This is a genomic window from Hydrogenophaga sp. (genome assembly GCF_030651625.1).
Classification (GTDB): Bacteria; Pseudomonadota; Gammaproteobacteria; order Burkholderiales; family Burkholderiaceae_C; genus Hydrogenophaga.
Genome location: NZ_JAUSCF010000030.1, coordinates 1 through 14,018 on the forward strand (window position 1 = coordinate 1; position 14,018 = coordinate 14,018).

At 58.5% G+C, this 14,018-nt stretch carries 16 protein-coding genes; 12 read left to right on the top strand and 4 right to left on the bottom strand.

What is annotated here, in order from left to right; all coding sequences use genetic code 11:
- Nucleotides 1-166 precede the first annotated feature (166 nt).
- The 7 genes from Q7V46_RS13615 to Q7V46_RS13645 all read left to right on the top strand — a co-directional run bounded on the left by Q7V46_RS13615 (nucleotide 167) and on the right by Q7V46_RS13645 (nucleotide 6,030).
- A complete protein-coding gene (locus Q7V46_RS13615) occupies nucleotides 167-403 on the top strand; it encodes a hypothetical protein (RefSeq protein ID WP_304914096.1) in 237 nt (78 codons plus the stop codon).
- Between the two features lie 5 nt (nucleotides 404-408).
- Nucleotides 409-1,143, top strand: coding sequence for an ABC transporter ATP-binding protein (locus Q7V46_RS13620; protein WP_304914299.1), 735 nt, complete (start codon nucleotides 409-411; stop codon nucleotides 1,141-1,143).
- 309 nt (nucleotides 1,144-1,452) lie between these two features.
- Nucleotides 1,453-2,394: a fumarylacetoacetate hydrolase family protein gene (locus tag Q7V46_RS13625; RefSeq protein ID WP_304914097.1), complete on the top strand. Its 942-nt coding sequence runs from the start codon at nucleotides 1,453-1,455 to the stop codon at nucleotides 2,392-2,394.
- Nucleotides 2,395-2,405: 11 nt separating this feature from the next.
- Nucleotides 2,406-3,407, top strand: coding sequence for a fumarylacetoacetate hydrolase family protein (locus Q7V46_RS13630; protein ID WP_304914098.1), 1,002 nt, complete (start codon nucleotides 2,406-2,408; stop codon nucleotides 3,405-3,407).
- A gap of 34 nt (nucleotides 3,408-3,441) precedes the next feature.
- Complete coding sequence (locus tag Q7V46_RS13635; RefSeq protein WP_304914099.1) at nucleotides 3,442-4,554, top strand: FAD-dependent monooxygenase; 1,113 nt, start codon at nucleotides 3,442-3,444, stop codon at nucleotides 4,552-4,554.
- 61 nt (nucleotides 4,555-4,615) lie between these two features.
- Nucleotides 4,616-5,182: a cupin domain-containing protein gene (locus tag Q7V46_RS13640; protein WP_304914100.1), complete on the top strand. Its 567-nt coding sequence runs from the start codon at nucleotides 4,616-4,618 to the stop codon at nucleotides 5,180-5,182.
- 266 nt (nucleotides 5,183-5,448) lie between these two features.
- The gene (locus tag Q7V46_RS13645) at nucleotides 5,449-6,030 is read left to right on the top strand and encodes a TetR/AcrR family transcriptional regulator (RefSeq protein WP_304914101.1); all 582 of its coding nucleotides are present in this window, start codon (nucleotides 5,449-5,451) and stop codon (nucleotides 6,028-6,030) included.
- Nucleotides 6,031-6,055: 25 nt separating this feature from the next.
- Here the strand turns inward: Q7V46_RS13645 and Q7V46_RS13650 are convergent, their stop codons facing one another.
- From Q7V46_RS13650 to Q7V46_RS13660, 3 genes are read right to left on the bottom strand one after another with little or no spacing between them, the layout of a single operon-like run.
- Nucleotides 6,056-6,907, bottom strand: coding sequence for an ABC transporter substrate-binding protein (locus Q7V46_RS13650; protein WP_304914300.1), 852 nt, complete (start codon nucleotides 6,905-6,907; stop codon nucleotides 6,056-6,058).
- Between the two features lie 5 nt (nucleotides 6,908-6,912).
- Entirely contained in the window at nucleotides 6,913-7,284 is a 372-nt protein-coding gene (locus tag Q7V46_RS13655) for a Rieske 2Fe-2S domain-containing protein (protein WP_304914102.1), read from the bottom strand.
- A gap of 12 nt (nucleotides 7,285-7,296) precedes the next feature.
- Nucleotides 7,297-8,235, bottom strand: coding sequence for a VOC family protein (locus Q7V46_RS13660; protein ID WP_304914103.1), 939 nt, complete (start codon nucleotides 8,233-8,235; stop codon nucleotides 7,297-7,299).
- A gap of 346 nt (nucleotides 8,236-8,581) precedes the next feature.
- On the opposite strand from Q7V46_RS13660, the gene Q7V46_RS13665 reads away from it, so the two are divergent.
- The 5 genes from Q7V46_RS13665 to Q7V46_RS13685 all read left to right on the top strand — a co-directional run bounded on the left by Q7V46_RS13665 (nucleotide 8,582) and on the right by Q7V46_RS13685 (nucleotide 13,279).
- Entirely contained in the window at nucleotides 8,582-10,060 is a 1,479-nt protein-coding gene (locus Q7V46_RS13665; protein WP_304914301.1) for an NAD-dependent succinate-semialdehyde dehydrogenase, read from the top strand.
- Between the two features lie 74 nt (nucleotides 10,061-10,134).
- Nucleotides 10,135-11,139 (top strand): ornithine cyclodeaminase family protein, encoded by a 1,005-nt coding sequence (locus tag Q7V46_RS13670; RefSeq protein WP_304914104.1) that lies wholly within the window; start codon nucleotides 10,135-10,137, stop codon nucleotides 11,137-11,139.
- A 33-nt stretch (nucleotides 11,140-11,172) separates the two neighbouring features.
- Nucleotides 11,173-12,183, top strand: a complete 1,011-nt coding sequence (locus Q7V46_RS13675; protein WP_304914105.1) for a dihydrodipicolinate synthase family protein — start codon at nucleotides 11,173-11,175, stop codon at nucleotides 12,181-12,183.
- A complete protein-coding gene (locus Q7V46_RS13680) occupies nucleotides 12,180-13,160 on the top strand; it encodes a tripartite tricarboxylate transporter substrate binding protein (protein WP_304914106.1) in 981 nt (326 codons plus the stop codon). Before Q7V46_RS13675 ends, Q7V46_RS13680 begins: the two co-directional genes overlap by 4 nt.
- 29 nt (nucleotides 13,161-13,189) lie before the next feature.
- Nucleotides 13,190-13,279, top strand: coding sequence for a PLP-dependent transferase (locus Q7V46_RS13685; RefSeq protein ID WP_304914107.1), 90 nt, complete (start codon nucleotides 13,190-13,192; stop codon nucleotides 13,277-13,279).
- A gap of 89 nt (nucleotides 13,280-13,368) precedes the next feature.
- On the opposite strand, the gene Q7V46_RS13690 is transcribed toward Q7V46_RS13685, so the two are convergent.
- Nucleotides 13,369-14,010: an FMN-binding negative transcriptional regulator gene (locus tag Q7V46_RS13690; protein ID WP_304914108.1), complete on the bottom strand. Its 642-nt coding sequence runs from the start codon at nucleotides 14,008-14,010 to the stop codon at nucleotides 13,369-13,371.
- Between the last annotated feature and the right edge of the window lie 8 nt (nucleotides 14,011-14,018).

Here is a 14,018-nt window from a genome sequence, read left to right on the forward strand (position 1 = left end):
CCATCGTTCTTGCGACCCGTGACCAGGCGCCGTACCACCTCTGCGTCGATCTCTGACATACGTGTCCACCTTGTTCTACATGGACACGTAGCTTCCCCTCTCAAGCGCTCTGTGGGAAGACGTAGTTGGATGACCGCTTACCATAGGGGAACCCCGCCTAGTGCTCATGGACGAACCTGCAGCGGGTCTGAACATGTCCGAGAAGGCCGAGATCGCAGATCTGATCAAGGGCATTGCAGCCCAGGGGGTTTCAATCGTGCTGGTCGAGCACGACATGAAGTTGGTAATGGGTGTGTCGCAAAGGTTGCTGGTCCTCAACCACGGTCGCCGCCTTGCCTTCGGTGCCACGAACTTAGTGCGCCAGGATCCGGCCGTTATAGAAGCCTATTTGGGTGCAGCATGACCGAACTGCTTCGCATTGAGGGACTTTCAAGCTACTACGGACGTATCCAGGCTCTGGACTGCGTAAAGCTGGAAGTCGGAGCCGGTGAGCTGGTAGCGCTAATTGGTGCAAACGGGGCGGGCAAAAGCACGCTCTTGCGTTGCATCTCTGGTGTTCAACCGGTGTCGGCTGGATGCATCCATTTCGGAGGCCGTGACATCTCCCGCATGCAGCCCAAGGGGCGCGTGCAAGCGGGCATTTGCCAAGTACCGGAAGGACGGCAGGTATTCGGACCAATGTCGGTTGAAGACAACCTGACACTCGGAGCCTTCTGCCGGCCACGGGACAAGTCGGTCGCGGTGGATCTGGACGCCGTGTACACAATGTTCCCAGTGTTGTACCAGAAGCGAAATCTCGCGGCAGGCACCCTGTCGGGTGGACAACAGCAGATGCTCGCTATGGGTCGCGCGCTTATGGGGCGCCCTCAGCTGCTGCTGCTCGACGAGCCTTCAATGGGGCTGGCCCCGCTCATAGTGCGAGAGATATTCGAAATCATCGGGCGACTGCGATCTCAGGGAACAACGATTCTCCTCGTCGAACAGAACGCGCACTTCGCGCTTTCTGTAGCGGATCGCGGGTACGTGATCGAAACCGGTCGCATCACACTGACAGGTGCGGGGCATGACCTGATCGCACGCCCAGAGGTGCAAGCCGCCTACCTCGGTATGCAGGATCCTGCGGAACGCGAACACCCGGGCTAAGCGGGCCGTCTTGCTTGACTTCTTCTAACCGGAAGTATTGTGGTGGGCGTCACCCACTAAGACGCCTGGCGGCGACAGATGACATGTTTTAGATACGATCCGTATCGCTGTCACAACGTGCGATCTTCGAACAAGTCTTGCTATGAGATTATAGAAATATTACTTTGCAATACTAGGGAAAACACCAGTATGTTTTGTTTATTTCGAGACGCATAGTATCGTAATCAAAACAGCCGTTTTATTGGAGCTATTGTGAAACTTGGAAGGTTTGTTATCCAGGGCCTCGACGGCCCAGTCCAGCGCATCTGCATGGTGCTGCCAGAGCAATCTCGTGTGATCGACCTGCGCGCGGCCGAAGCCTTGCGACAGCAGTCGCGCGGCGCCAGCCGTGATGCAGCCCTGCGCTACGCCTCGATCTTGTTCCCTGAAAGTATGTCGGCCGCCATCGCTCTGGGGGAGCAGTTTCTGGAAACGGCGGCAGAAGCCGCGCTCAAGCACGGGGATGACGCATCCCTTTCGTTTGAAGGGCTGCATTGGGGCTCGGCTTGTGATCCGTCTGTCGTGCGTGACGGCCTTACCTTCGTGAAGCACATCCGGCAGTTCCATGAACGCATGAATCTCACCCCCGCACCTGCGCTGCTGCAAGTGCCCGGCTACTTCAAGGGCACACCGTGGACGGTGATAGGCCATGATGCCGAGGTGCCCTGGCCAGCCCGCGCGGAGAAGATGGATTACGAACTGGAGATCGGCTGGGTCATGGGGCGTACCGCTCACAACATCACTCCGGATACCGCGCGATCCCACCTGTTTGGCGTCACCATATTCAACGACTTCTCTGCTCGCGACCTGCAGGCCAACGAGTTCGCAATCGGCATGGGGCCCACCAAAAGCAAGGACTTTGCCTATGGCATCGGCCCCTGGATTACCACGATCGACGAATTCCCCCGACTGGACAACATACGCATGTCGGTGCGAGTCAACGGGGAAACCTGGGGCGAGGGCGACAGCTCGGAGTTGCTCTGGAGCGTTGAAGAATTGATCGCTTACGTCTCGCTAGGCGACCATGTGCAGCCGGGCGACGTTATCGGCTCCGGCACCATGGGCAACGGCTCTGCACTGGAATTGGGTCGCAGCCTCACACCTGGCGACATCGTGGAGCTGGAGGTGTCGGGCGTCGGCGTCCTGCGCAACCGGATGGGGCCGCGCCAAGAGGGCACCTGGTGGCCTACTCCGCGCAAGCCCTTCATGTAAGCGGACGAGCGATGAAATTTGCCCTGGGTACTTTCTCTCGGCAGGGTGAGCCGCGCTTCGCCGGCCTCTGTTTTGGCGAACACGTACTTCCCTTAGGTGACGTACACGCCAATGCCGTGCGGTGCGGAGCCCGGTGGTCCAGCAGGGTTTCGGTTCTCGAGCTCCTGCAGGACTGGCCTACCAACCTGGCGGTGATGCGCACGCTGGCGGATCAGTTGTCCCCCAAACACCCTGGCTCGTTGCTGATGTCCAGCCTTCAGGTCCATGCGCCTGTTGACCTGCCGCGTCAAGTATTGTGCACTGGAGCGAACTACCGTAAGCATGTGGTGGACCTCACTCTGGACATGGGCGTCGGCCCGGCGGGTCTTAAAGGTGACGCACTGCGAAAGTGGGCGGAGGAGATGATGGACGAGCGGGCGAACAACGGGGAGCCCTATGTTTTCCCGAAGCTGCCTTCAGCCATCACCGGTGCCTTCGACCCAGTCGTCCTTCCCGACACCACACAAAAGCCGGATTGGGAGCTGGAGCTCGCGGTGATCATTGGTCGCCCGGCTCGCAACGTTTGCCGTGCTGATGCGCTCAGCTATGTCGCCGGATACTCGATCGTAAATGACGTCTCTGCACGCGACCTAATTGCCCGCACTGACTACAAGATGCTGGGCACCGACTGGCTGCGGTCCAAGTCACCCCCCACTTTCATGCCCTTTGGCCCAACCCTGGTGCCGGCATGCTTTGTGTCGGACCCACAGAACCTTCGCATGAACCTGAAGCTGAACGGTCAGACCATGCAGGACGAGTCCACGGCCGACATGCTGTTCGACGTGGCGCGACAGATTGAATACATCAGCTCGCACGTCGCGTTGTGGCCGGGTGATCTCATCGCTACCGGCTCACCTGCAGGTAACGGCACCCATTACAACCGCTTCCTCCGGCATGGCGACGTGATGGAAGCGGAAATCGAAGGCTTGGGCAGGCAACGCAACGCTTGCGTGCGGCACGAGCAGAACAATTAAATCCATCACCCTCTGGCGAACAAGGAGACATGACATGACACAAAAGAAAAAGGTACTGGTAGTGGGCAGCGGCATAGGTGGCTCCACCCTGGCATACACATTGCAACGAGCAGGTATCGACGCTCACTGCATTGACATCAAGTCGTGCATACCGATGACCGGATCGGGCATCAATTTGATGCACAACACACTGCGCGCTTTGGGCAGCATCGGACTTGCAGAGCAATGCATGGACAGCGGATTTCCCTTTCAAGCATTCAAGCAGCATGCAGCCTCCGGTCAGTTGCTAATGACCAACCCCGCACCTGCTTGCTGCGGTATCCGAAGGCCCGAACTTGCCCGGATTCTCGAGTCAGCAGCCGAGGGGGTTGGTGCCGTGCTCGAAAAGGATCTGACCGTTACCGATCTGACGGACCGCGCCGACCAGGTTGAAGTCACACTGTCGGACGGTCGCCAGCAGTCCTACGACCTCGTGGTGGCGGCGGATGGCGCCTATTCGAAACTTCGCGACCGGATCTTTGGCCCGGAACACAAGGTCTGGTTCGCAGGCCAGAGCTGCTGGCGCTTCAACGCGCCCCGACCCAACGACGTAGATGCCTTCTGCCTGTGGCGCTCAGCCGACGGCAGACGCACCGTGGGAGCTTTTCCCACCTCGAAGGAGACTTGCTACTTTTTCTTCCTTGAGAGCAGCGATAAACACCTCCATCTTGACAAAGACCAGTTGCACACACTGCTGTTCGAGAGGCTTGCAGCTTTCAGTGCACCCGCCCTACGCGACTCCCTCGCACACGTGACCTCCGCGAATCAGGTGATTTTTCGACCCTTTGATATCAATCTGGTGCCGCCTCCATGGCACAGAGGAAGGGTAGTCCTACTGGGTGACGCAGCGCATTCACCTACCCCTCAGATGACGTCCGGTGGCGGCATGGCCATCGAGGATGCGGTGGTGCTCACCGAATGCCTCTCACAGACTGCAAGTGTCCCTGAGGCATTGCAGAGCTATTCGAATCGCCGGTTCGAACGGGTGAAGACCGTATGGGATGCGTCACTACAGCTTTGCCGGTACGAGCAAGAGCCCGTACCAAATCCACAGCGGTCGGCGGCTTTGTTGCTGCAGACCTATCAGTACCTCGGTCAGCCCATGTGATTACCCAACCGACTCCCAACAAAAACCAACAAAACCAACAGATCCAACAGAAAGACCAGGCGTGACCACTGCAACCATCAATGAGAGTCAACCGACGAAGACATCGGGGCCACGGCGACCTGTTCGCCGAATCGTGACCGGCGAAAACGCGGCGGGCAAATCCATATTTCTTTCGGACGGGCCAGCCCCGAACCATACAAGTGGCGTTGGTTCTCCACTGGCCCATGTGGTCTGGGTGACGGGCGATGCCGCAGCGCCCGGCTCTGACCCGGCGCCTGCCGGTCAAGCCTTTGGTTTTCATTCAAAAGGTGGCTCTTTGCTGCGCATCGTCGATTTTCCGCCCGACGAGAGCTACGACACCGAAGAGCTTGCACGCTTCCTAGACGAGCATGGTGTTCGTGACAACGACAATGCCCGTCACTTCTGGTTTCACAAGACCCAATCTCTAGACTATGCCATCGTCCTAGAAGGAGAAATATTCGCCCTGATGGACGAAGGCGAAACTCTGATGAGACCGGGCGACATCCTGATCCAGCGGGCCACCAACCACAGCTGGTCGAATCGTTCCGGCAAACCCTGTCGGATGGCCTTCGTTCTGCTAGACCTTGAGCATGGCGCTAAGGACTGAGATCGGCCCAGGCTTGCAGTTGCAGCGCATCTACAACGTCCGAAGCCAAGCGCTGGGTCTGGGTTGGTGCTGGGTATGCATGTCCCGGATAATGGTCTTGTCATATTCGATCGCGGACCACCTTGCCTACCAAATCGACCTCTAAAGGCGCTGCGGCCAAAGCCGGCATCTCAGCATCCATCCGTAAACCTGTGCGCTCAGGCAACGCCGGCACCGGTTCCCTTCGGGCTCGCCCACCCGGAAGAGCGCGTAGCGACACCTCCAGGGTGGCCATTCTCGATGCCACGCTCAAGCTCCTGGAAACGACTCCGCTGCAGCAGATATCCATCGAATCCATCGCACGCGAGGCTGGCGTTGGCAAAGCGACTATCTATCGCTGGTGGGAATCGAAGGCCGCAGTGGTCATCGAGGCATTTGTGCGCGCTCACGTTAGCCACACGCCGATGCAAAAAGGTGGGAGTCCGCGTGCGGCACTGACCCGTCACATCCATCTGCTGGTCGACGAGTACAGTGGATGGTCGGGACGCATCGTCGCACAGATCCTCGCAGAGGGACAAGGTGACAGGGACGTGCTGCGCGAGTTTCGGGAGCGCTTCTGGTACGGGCGTCGTGCGGTGGTCCGCGAGGTAGTGGAGGATGCCCGTCGCTGCGGTGAATTCCGCATTGACATGGATGCGGAGCTGCAAATGGACGTTCTCTACGCGCCCATCTACTTCCGACTGCTGGTGGGTCACCTTCCCCTCGACAAGAAGTTCGCGGAAACACACTGCACCACAATGATGCAGATGCTTGCCCCACCCGATTCAAACCTTGGGGCAAAGCCTACGCCCAGGCGCAAGGCAGCCTGATTTTGAAGCTCAATGCACTCCTGCTTTAGGCTTGAGGCAGCAAAGAAATATCGACAAGTCGTTCATAGGTGGTTTCTGCACCAGGCAGCCCTGCGCTGCGACGTTGTTCGATCAACAAGGCCACGCCAGCCGGATCAGGCTGCAGCGAAGCCGCCGTAGTGCGGATCATGACCTCGACTGCAGGCGCAGGAAAGCCAAAGTGGGTCAATACCTGGCGCGCCGTGCCTGGATCCCTGACCATCCGAATGCGTGCCTCGTCCAATGCACCTATCCAGGCCGTGAGCACTGGACGCAACTGCTCTATAGTGCGTCCGCTCACCACCAGACCTTGCCCGGGAAATGAGGGATAGCGATCCTGAATGCTGGCAAGGCGGCTCATGCCTGCCTCGATCGCCATAGCATCGAATGGCGGGCCCAGCAAAGTGGCGTCACCTCGGCCGCTCACCATAGCATCGAAGCGCTCCTTCACGCCACCCACCGGTGCAAGCGAATAGGCATGTTGTCCCAATCCGGCTTCAGCCAGCATCGCGCGCAGGGCAACGATGAAACCATTGCTCGGCCCGTCAACCAGGACGGTTGCGCCGCGCAGATCATCCAGATGGTTCAAACCGGGCCGGGAAATTATTGACAACGGCGTAGTGCTCTCCAATTGTGCAACGACGCGAAGGTCCTGGGGACCCATACGCAGGTTCCAGTCCATCACGTTGTCCATCGCGGTGACTACAGCATCCGCCGCGCCTGAGGCGAGCGCATCGAACTGCATGTCGGACGAAGCGTTGCGCTCGGCCTGAAGTGTCAGCCCCTCTGACAGCTTCCAATTTTCGGCAAGGATGGCCAATGGCGAAGGAACGAACCAAAGCAATCGGAGTGTGCGCACGGCTTTCAACCCTTGTCCTCCAGTTTGGACGCTTCCGCGGGAATGACCGCATGAATGCGCCACTCGGCGTCGATATCCAGTTTCACTGGTTGAAGCGAATCACCCAGGCAGGGGCCGTGGGTACAACGACCCGTATGAATCTCGAACTCCGCGCCGTGACCGCTGCACACGATGCGGGTGGCATCCCGATTCAAGTAAGCATCACGTCGCCAGGCCATTGGACTCCCTGGCCAATGTGGGCAGTCGTTCAACCAGGCGTGCAAGCGCCCTTGGTGCTTCACCACGAACAGCTTGTCACGACCAGGGCTTTTGTATGTGAAGCCCATGGCAGAGCCATCCTCGAGTTCGTCGACGTGACACAGAGGTATTCGGATCATGTCCAGATCAGTCTAGCCAGCGTTGGGCGGTGGACCGCCTGGGGCCCATTTTTCACGCCAGTCAAAGAGGAAGATCTGCGAAAGGTCGGTTTCTGCCATCACTTCGCGCGGCACCCAACTGTCATCGTGAAGGTCCATATCCGCGTCATATTCGATGTGACAACCGAACGGGGTGTTGAAGTACCAGAACCAGTTGGAGCCAAAGCGGTGCCGGCCCGGCCCCCAGTAAGACTGGTACCCCTTTTTCGCCAGCTCCCATCCGGCGGTCATCACCTCACCAGGTCCACCCATATGAAACGTAAAGTGCTCGCAGCCCTGCATGTGAGGTGGGGTCTGGATGAGGAACAGCGTATGGTGTTCGATCGTGCCAGCTGGTCTCAGGAACGGCCCCATGCCAATAAATCGATCACTCACACGGAAGCCCAGTCTTTGGGTGTAGAAGGCTTCAGTGCGCTCGATATCCGGAACGAAATACACCACGTGGGACAAGGTGCGCGGCCGAGGTTGCGCGCTTGGTCCCGCGGCGGGTGATACGGGAGTGTTGACTTGTCGATTCAGATCTCCTGGAGCATTAATCCGTTCTGCTGGGAGACCGACTGGACGCCGCTGGGTGACCTTGAAGCCCAGCACGAAGCCAACATCATCCACGCACTCGAGCGAACCGTCTGGCAAGTGCTTGACTTCCCTGTCACGCCCGACCTCATCGGCGATCGCGCGCAGGGTCGCAGCATCAGCGACCCCATACACCGTCTTGCGAAGCAAGTTCGCCGTATCCAACGTCTTGAGGGGGAGCGTGGGATCGCTTTCCTCCTTTACAACAACGGCAGTGCCATCAAGCGCTTCGAAACGTCCTTTCCCTTGCGACAGCAGGCCGTAGTCGACAAGGAACTGCTCGCAGGCCGTGACGTCTTTTACGCCGAATACAAGCTCGTCTGGTCCGATGATGTTCATGGAATCACTCTCCTTGGGAAATGTGCTTAAGGTCAGCTTAGGCGCTAATGGCATGACTGGCTTTGGGACACTATCAACTCTTAAATACGATACGCTCAGTCTCGTTATCTGATAATGTCATGCAGGGTGACGATGACCGGTATCGGGAAAAACCCGAATACCTCTGAGAAGACACATACAGACTCAAGCAAGAAGCGGGTCTCTAGTGGTTAGGGTTTTCCCAGGGTTCAAAACCTTAGGTCATTTATACAATACGTTCCGTATCGCATTTAATCTGTGCACACCTGCGGATCTGGCGCGCATCCAGACCCTGGGCTTCGGAACAGAAACCTCCTCAAGGATTGTCGTGATTCAACATCTTTTCAAGAACCCCACTCTGTTCCGCCAGGCTGCACTGATCGACGGGCAATGGATCACCGAGACGCCACACGGGCACACGGAACTGCACAACCCTGCCACTGGCGAAGTTCTGGCCAAGCTGCCGCGTTGCAAAGAAGCCGAGACCACGCGAGCTGTCGTCGCAGCGGACAAAGCATTTCGGATGTGGCGCAAGACCACGGCCAAGCATCGCTCTCAAGTTGTGCACCGTTGGTGGGAACTCATCGTCGAAAACAAGGAGGACCTGGCTACTCTAATCACGCTGGAGGAAGGCAAGCCATTGTCGGAGGCGCGTGGAGAGATCGACTACGCTGCCGGGTTTGTGCAATGGTTTGCCGAAGAAGCAAAGCGGGTGCGCGGCGACGTGATCCCCTCACCCAGGGAAACACAGCGCATCGTCACGCTCAAACAGCCCATCGGCGTGTGCGCGGCCATCACCCCCTGGAACTTTCCTGCGGCCATGATCACCCGCAAAGCCGGACCCGCGTTGGCCGCAGGTTGCACGATGGTCGTCAAGCCTGCCAGTCAGACGCCGCTGACCGCATTGGCTCTGGGAGAACTGGCGATGCAAGCGGGATTCCCGCCCGGTGTGTTCAATGTGCTCACAGGCAACGATACGCGTGCAATTGGCGGTGTGTTGACCTCCCACCGCTTGGTGCGCAAGGTGACATTCACTGGTTCGACCGAAGTCGGCAAGGTGCTGTTGGAGCAGTCTGCCTCGTCCATCAAGAAATGTTCAATGGAGTTGGGAGGCAATGCGCCCTGCATCGTGTTCGACGACGCCGACATTGACATCGCCGTTGAGGGCATTCTGGTCGCGAAATTTCGCAACACTGGTCAGTCGTGCATTGCAGCAAACCGTGTGATGGTGCAGGAGGGAATCTACGATGCACTGGCAGCGCGTCTGACTGCGCGAGTGAAGCAGTTCAAGGTCGGTAACGGGCTGGAAGATGGTGTGCAGATTGGCCCGATGATTGACGCAGGTGCGGTGAGCAAGGTCGAGGAGCATGTCCAAAATGCTGTGGCTGGCGGTGCGCGCGTGTTGACAGGTGGCAAGCGCCACGCGCTTGGCGGCGGCTTCTATGAACCTACCGTGCTGGCAGACGTGACAGTGGGCATGGCCGTGGCGGTCGAAGAGACCTTCGGACCGGTGATGCCACTGGTGCGCTTCAGCACCGACGACGAAGCCATCATCATGGCCAATGACACCGAGTTCGGTCTAGCTTCTTATCTATTCAGCAAGGATGCAGCGCGCATCTGGCGAACGGCCGAGGCAATTGAATCCGGCATGGTGGGCATCAACACCGGCATGATCTCTAACGAGCTCGCTCCGTTTGGTGGCATCAAGCAAAGCGGACTGGGTCGGGAAGGTTCTCACTATGGCATCGATGAGTACCTTGAGCTGAAGTACCTGTGCTGGGACGGTCTACAACCCGCATTCGGCTGACCTGGACCTCATACACCCTTGAGGGCATGAAACGTATCCCCTGCATAGCCACAGTCCCCATTGATACCAAATCCATGACCACACTTTCTAACAGCCCAGTCTTCGTATCCGGTGAAGTCGTCCGCCAAGTATTTACTTGGAGCGAAGCAATCGAGTCACTGCGCGCCACCTACCGACTGCCCCCGCAAGCGGGTACCTCGCCGCCTCGCACCGTTGCCACCGTTGGCAAAGCCTGGCTGCGCACCCTACCCGCGTTTCCGCCGACTGGCCGCTACTTCGGGGCCAAACTGATGGGCGCAGGCGTACAAGGGGTTTCCGCTGGAGTCGAGTACGTGATCGTTTTGTTTGATCGAGAAACGAGCCGGATCGCGGCCTTTCTCGACGCGAATGCCATCACAGCCTTCCGCACAGCGGCCACTTCAGCTCTTGCACTGGATGGTCTTGCAAGGGCAACCCCAGCACGCCTCGCGGTGCTGGGCAGCGGTCTGGAGGCCTCCAATCATGTAAGGGCCTTTGCAGCGGTACGCAAGCTGACGGAAGTTGTAGTACACAGCCCCACTCCAGAGCGCCGTACGGCTTTTGCCGAGGCATTAACACGCGACCTAGGTGTGCCCGCGCGCGCCGTGGCGAGCGGGGAGGCTGCCGTGGACGGTGCCGACATCGTACTTGCAGCAGCACGCTCCCAGGGCGAAAAGCCGATTCTCTTCGGCAACTGGCTTCAGCGGCATGCCACAGTGGTCTCAATCGGGTCCACCATTCCGCAGCAGCGCGAGATTGACGCCAGTGTGGTCGAGCGCAGTGACCTAATCATCTGCGACAGCCTTGAAGAAGTGCTGACCGAGACCGGCGACATGATCGCTGCCGAGGCCGCCGGTATCAAGTTTCACGCAAAGTCTTTCAGCCTCAACGATCTGGTGAGCGGTTCCTGTGAGGACCGCGTGCGCGCAGCCGACATTCGCATGTTCAAGTCAGTTGGAGGCGGACTTCAAGACATCGTTGTCGCGGAGCTCCTTGTGCGCAAGGCGTTGGAGGCGGGCCTTGCCACGTCGCTTCCTATCCAGTTCGAATCCAAGCGCTGATGCGCAACCATCCACCCAACAGAGGAGTACAAAATGGCTAAATACAACCGTATGCAAGCGCGCGAATGGGCGCGTGAGCACATGAACGGAGTCGCAAACGTCACGATCCCAACAATGACGTCCGACTTCCAGCGCATCAACGCCAAGGCGGCAAGACACGACGTTGAAACGGCAATCGGCCATGGCTTTGTCGGCACGTTGGCTTGTTCCGAGCACGCGATTACCCTCGCTCAGTACGCTGAATTCACGCGGGCTATGGTGGAGCAGGCTGACGGGCGCATTATGGTAATTCACCATGCGGTGTTCAATTCGCTTGAAGAAAACATCGAGGCGGCCAAGCTTGCCGAGGAAGCCGGCGCGGATCTGGTCCTGCTTGGCTACCCGCCTTTCTTCCACCCCACTTCGCTGGAGGATATATACACCTACACAAAAGCGTTCTGCGACGCGACCAACCTGGGTGTGATCCTCTTTCCGGTACCGGCCTGGGGATTCAGCAGCCTCCACCCTGCGGACATTCCCCTGCCCCTTTTGCGGAGGCTGGTAGACGATTGCCCGAACGTAGTGTCAATCAAAGCCGAAGGCGGCATGCCATACATCATGTCGGCCATCGAGGTGCACCGTGAGTTCCACAAGGAAGTGGTGATCTCCTGCCCCTTGGAATACGAGTACGTTCCACTCGCGCAGGTGATCCCCATACCATTCTGTGGCACAAACTACTCAGCCTACTTCGGCCCCTGGCTTCCGAGCGTGCACAAGCTCATTCAAGCGGGCAAGTACGATGAAGCTACTCAGGCTTGGTACAAGATCGATCCTGCACGCAAGGCATTCGGTAGCCTGCCGATGGCAATGAGCGGCCTCCTCAATCGGACCATCTGGAAGTACCAGGCCTGGCTTCAAGGCTACAACGGCGGTCCCATCCCGCACCCGACACCACGCCTGCATGCTCGCGATATGGCGGCGTTGCGTCGCGGTCTCGAGGCCTCCGGCCTGACGCCCACGTCCGAACCCGACGAGGCCTTCTTCGTCGGACGGAATCCGCTATGAGCACGTCGCGCCGCCAACTGCTTGCACTTGGCGCCATGGCCGCATTTCCCGGCCTGTCGCTCGGCCAAGTGCGCGAAACGTACCCATCTCGGCCGCTGCGGCTAGTCGTACCGGTGCCACCAGGCGGCCCGGCTGATCTGGCTGCTCGAGCGATTGCCGAACGTCTACGCGAAGAACTGGGCCAACCAGTGGTTGTGGACAACCGGGCTGGAGCGGCGGGTACGCTGGGCTCTTCTCTTGCCCTTCAGGCTCCTTCTGACGGTTACACGCTATTGCTGTCCTTGCCTTCGGCACAGATCACCGCGCCGCTTCTGTTCGCGAAGCCGCCCTTTGATGGCGCAAAGGACTTCACCGCCATAGGCCAGTTTCTACGCACAACGGCCGTTCTCTTGGTGAACAAATCCGTGCCCGTTAGTAACTTCCAGGGTCTGGTGAACCATGTCAAGGCTCGACCTGGGCAATTGAACTACAGCTCGACAGGTATCGGCAGCAATCCACACTTGATGATGGAGCTGGTCAAACAAACCACCGGCATGCACATCGTCCACATTCCCTACAAGGGCGGAGCCCCCATGCTGCAGGCCGCAATAGCCAACGAGGTGCAGGTGCTTTTCGGTGAACTGTCCACCGCGATGCCTTGGATCCAGGCAGGCCAACTGAAACCGTTGGGTATCGTTTCCCGCAAGCGCTCTGCCCTGCTGCCAGACGTGCCGTCACTTGTCGAAGAACAAGTGATCGATGCTCCAGCGGACTTTTGGATGGGTTTGGCAGGCCCACCACGCATGCCCGCTGACAGGGTGCAACAACTAAACCAAGCCTTGGCAAAGGCCGTTGAACACCCCGAGATGAAACAGTTCTTCGCGAAGACGGCAACCGAGGCGGCATTCACCACACCCGAGTCCTTCGCCGCTCTTTGGCAGGCGGAACAAAGCCGGTGGGAGAACCTGATTAATACTCGCAAGATTCGAGTCGAGTAGCGACTTGCAAGTGAATGGTGGGCGTGAACATGGATTTGATCCGTCTGTCTGTTGGACTCGAAGATCCGGAAGACCTGCTGGCCGACTTGAAACAGGCCCTGGATCCGTTGAGCGCATAGCAGCTTGGAGAGTCCGTCCGAGGGGCTTGCAGCCAAGTTCAATCGATTCCTAGATTCACCTAGCTCCGGGGGGATCCCTGGACTCTTGGTCAGCCTGCTTCTATTTCCTTACGCACGAGTCCTGCCATGACATGCGCCTGGGTGTCGGGCTCCTGCATCAAACCCTCGACCGTGCCCAAACGGTCTTCATGATTCTCATCCTGGCTGACCTTGAGCCTGCCTTCCATACGCCCGATCACTATTTCGATGCCGACAATCGCCCCCAGCATCTTTCGAACGTAATCGTCAGGCGCATCGGCAACGCTCCAAGGATTGGACCGAGACCTTTCCTGTGACTCCGTCAGGCGCTGAAGCATGTCCAGTATCCAGTCGGGATCTTCCACCGCGCGTGCCGCACCATGCGCATGAACTGTGACGTAGTTCCAAGTGGGAACGACCTTGCCGTGCGTGCGCTTGCCCGGGTACCAACTCGGGGTGATGTAGGTCTGCGCACCCATGAACATCACGACGGAAGGCATACCCACACCCAGCTGTCTCCAAACCGGATTGGCGCGTGATACATGACCGATCAACCGCCCATACGGTCCAAGTGTTCTGTCCAGGATGAACGGGATGTGATTGGCGACCAAGGCTCCATCTTCCTGGCAGACCCAGGCACCCAGAGCGTGATGTTCAATGTGCGTTTGCATCGCCTCCAAGTCGGTCAAGGCATGGTATTTTGGAAGGTACATCTGAATCT

Coding starts and splice junctions, on each gene's coding strand:
- Q7V46_RS13615 (WP_304914096.1), top strand. CDS start 167: ATGGACGAACCTGCAGCGGGTCTGAACATGTCCGAGAAGGCCGAGATC.
- Q7V46_RS13625 (WP_304914097.1), top strand. CDS start 1,453: ATGGTGCTGCCAGAGCAATCTCGTGTGATCGACCTGCGCGCGGCCGAA.
- Q7V46_RS13630 (WP_304914098.1), top strand. CDS start 2,406: ATGAAATTTGCCCTGGGTACTTTCTCTCGGCAGGGTGAGCCGCGCTTC.
- Q7V46_RS13635 (WP_304914099.1), top strand. CDS start 3,442: ATGACACAAAAGAAAAAGGTACTGGTAGTGGGCAGCGGCATAGGTGGC.
- Q7V46_RS13655 (WP_304914102.1), bottom strand. CDS start 7,284: ATGATCCGAATACCTCTGTGTCACGTCGACGAACTCGAGGATGGCTCT.
- Q7V46_RS13660 (WP_304914103.1), bottom strand. CDS start 8,235: ATGAACATCATCGGACCAGACGAGCTTGTATTCGGCGTAAAAGACGTC.
- Q7V46_RS13670 (WP_304914104.1), top strand. CDS start 10,135: ATGACCACACTTTCTAACAGCCCAGTCTTCGTATCCGGTGAAGTCGTC.
- Q7V46_RS13675 (WP_304914105.1), top strand. CDS start 11,173: ATGGCTAAATACAACCGTATGCAAGCGCGCGAATGGGCGCGTGAGCAC.
- Q7V46_RS13680 (WP_304914106.1), top strand. CDS start 12,180: ATGAGCACGTCGCGCCGCCAACTGCTTGCACTTGGCGCCATGGCCGCA.
- Q7V46_RS13685 (WP_304914107.1), top strand. CDS start 13,190: ATGGATTTGATCCGTCTGTCTGTTGGACTCGAAGATCCGGAAGACCTG.
- Q7V46_RS13690 (WP_304914108.1), bottom strand. CDS start 14,010: ATGTACCTTCCAAAATACCATGCCTTGACCGACTTGGAGGCGATGCAA.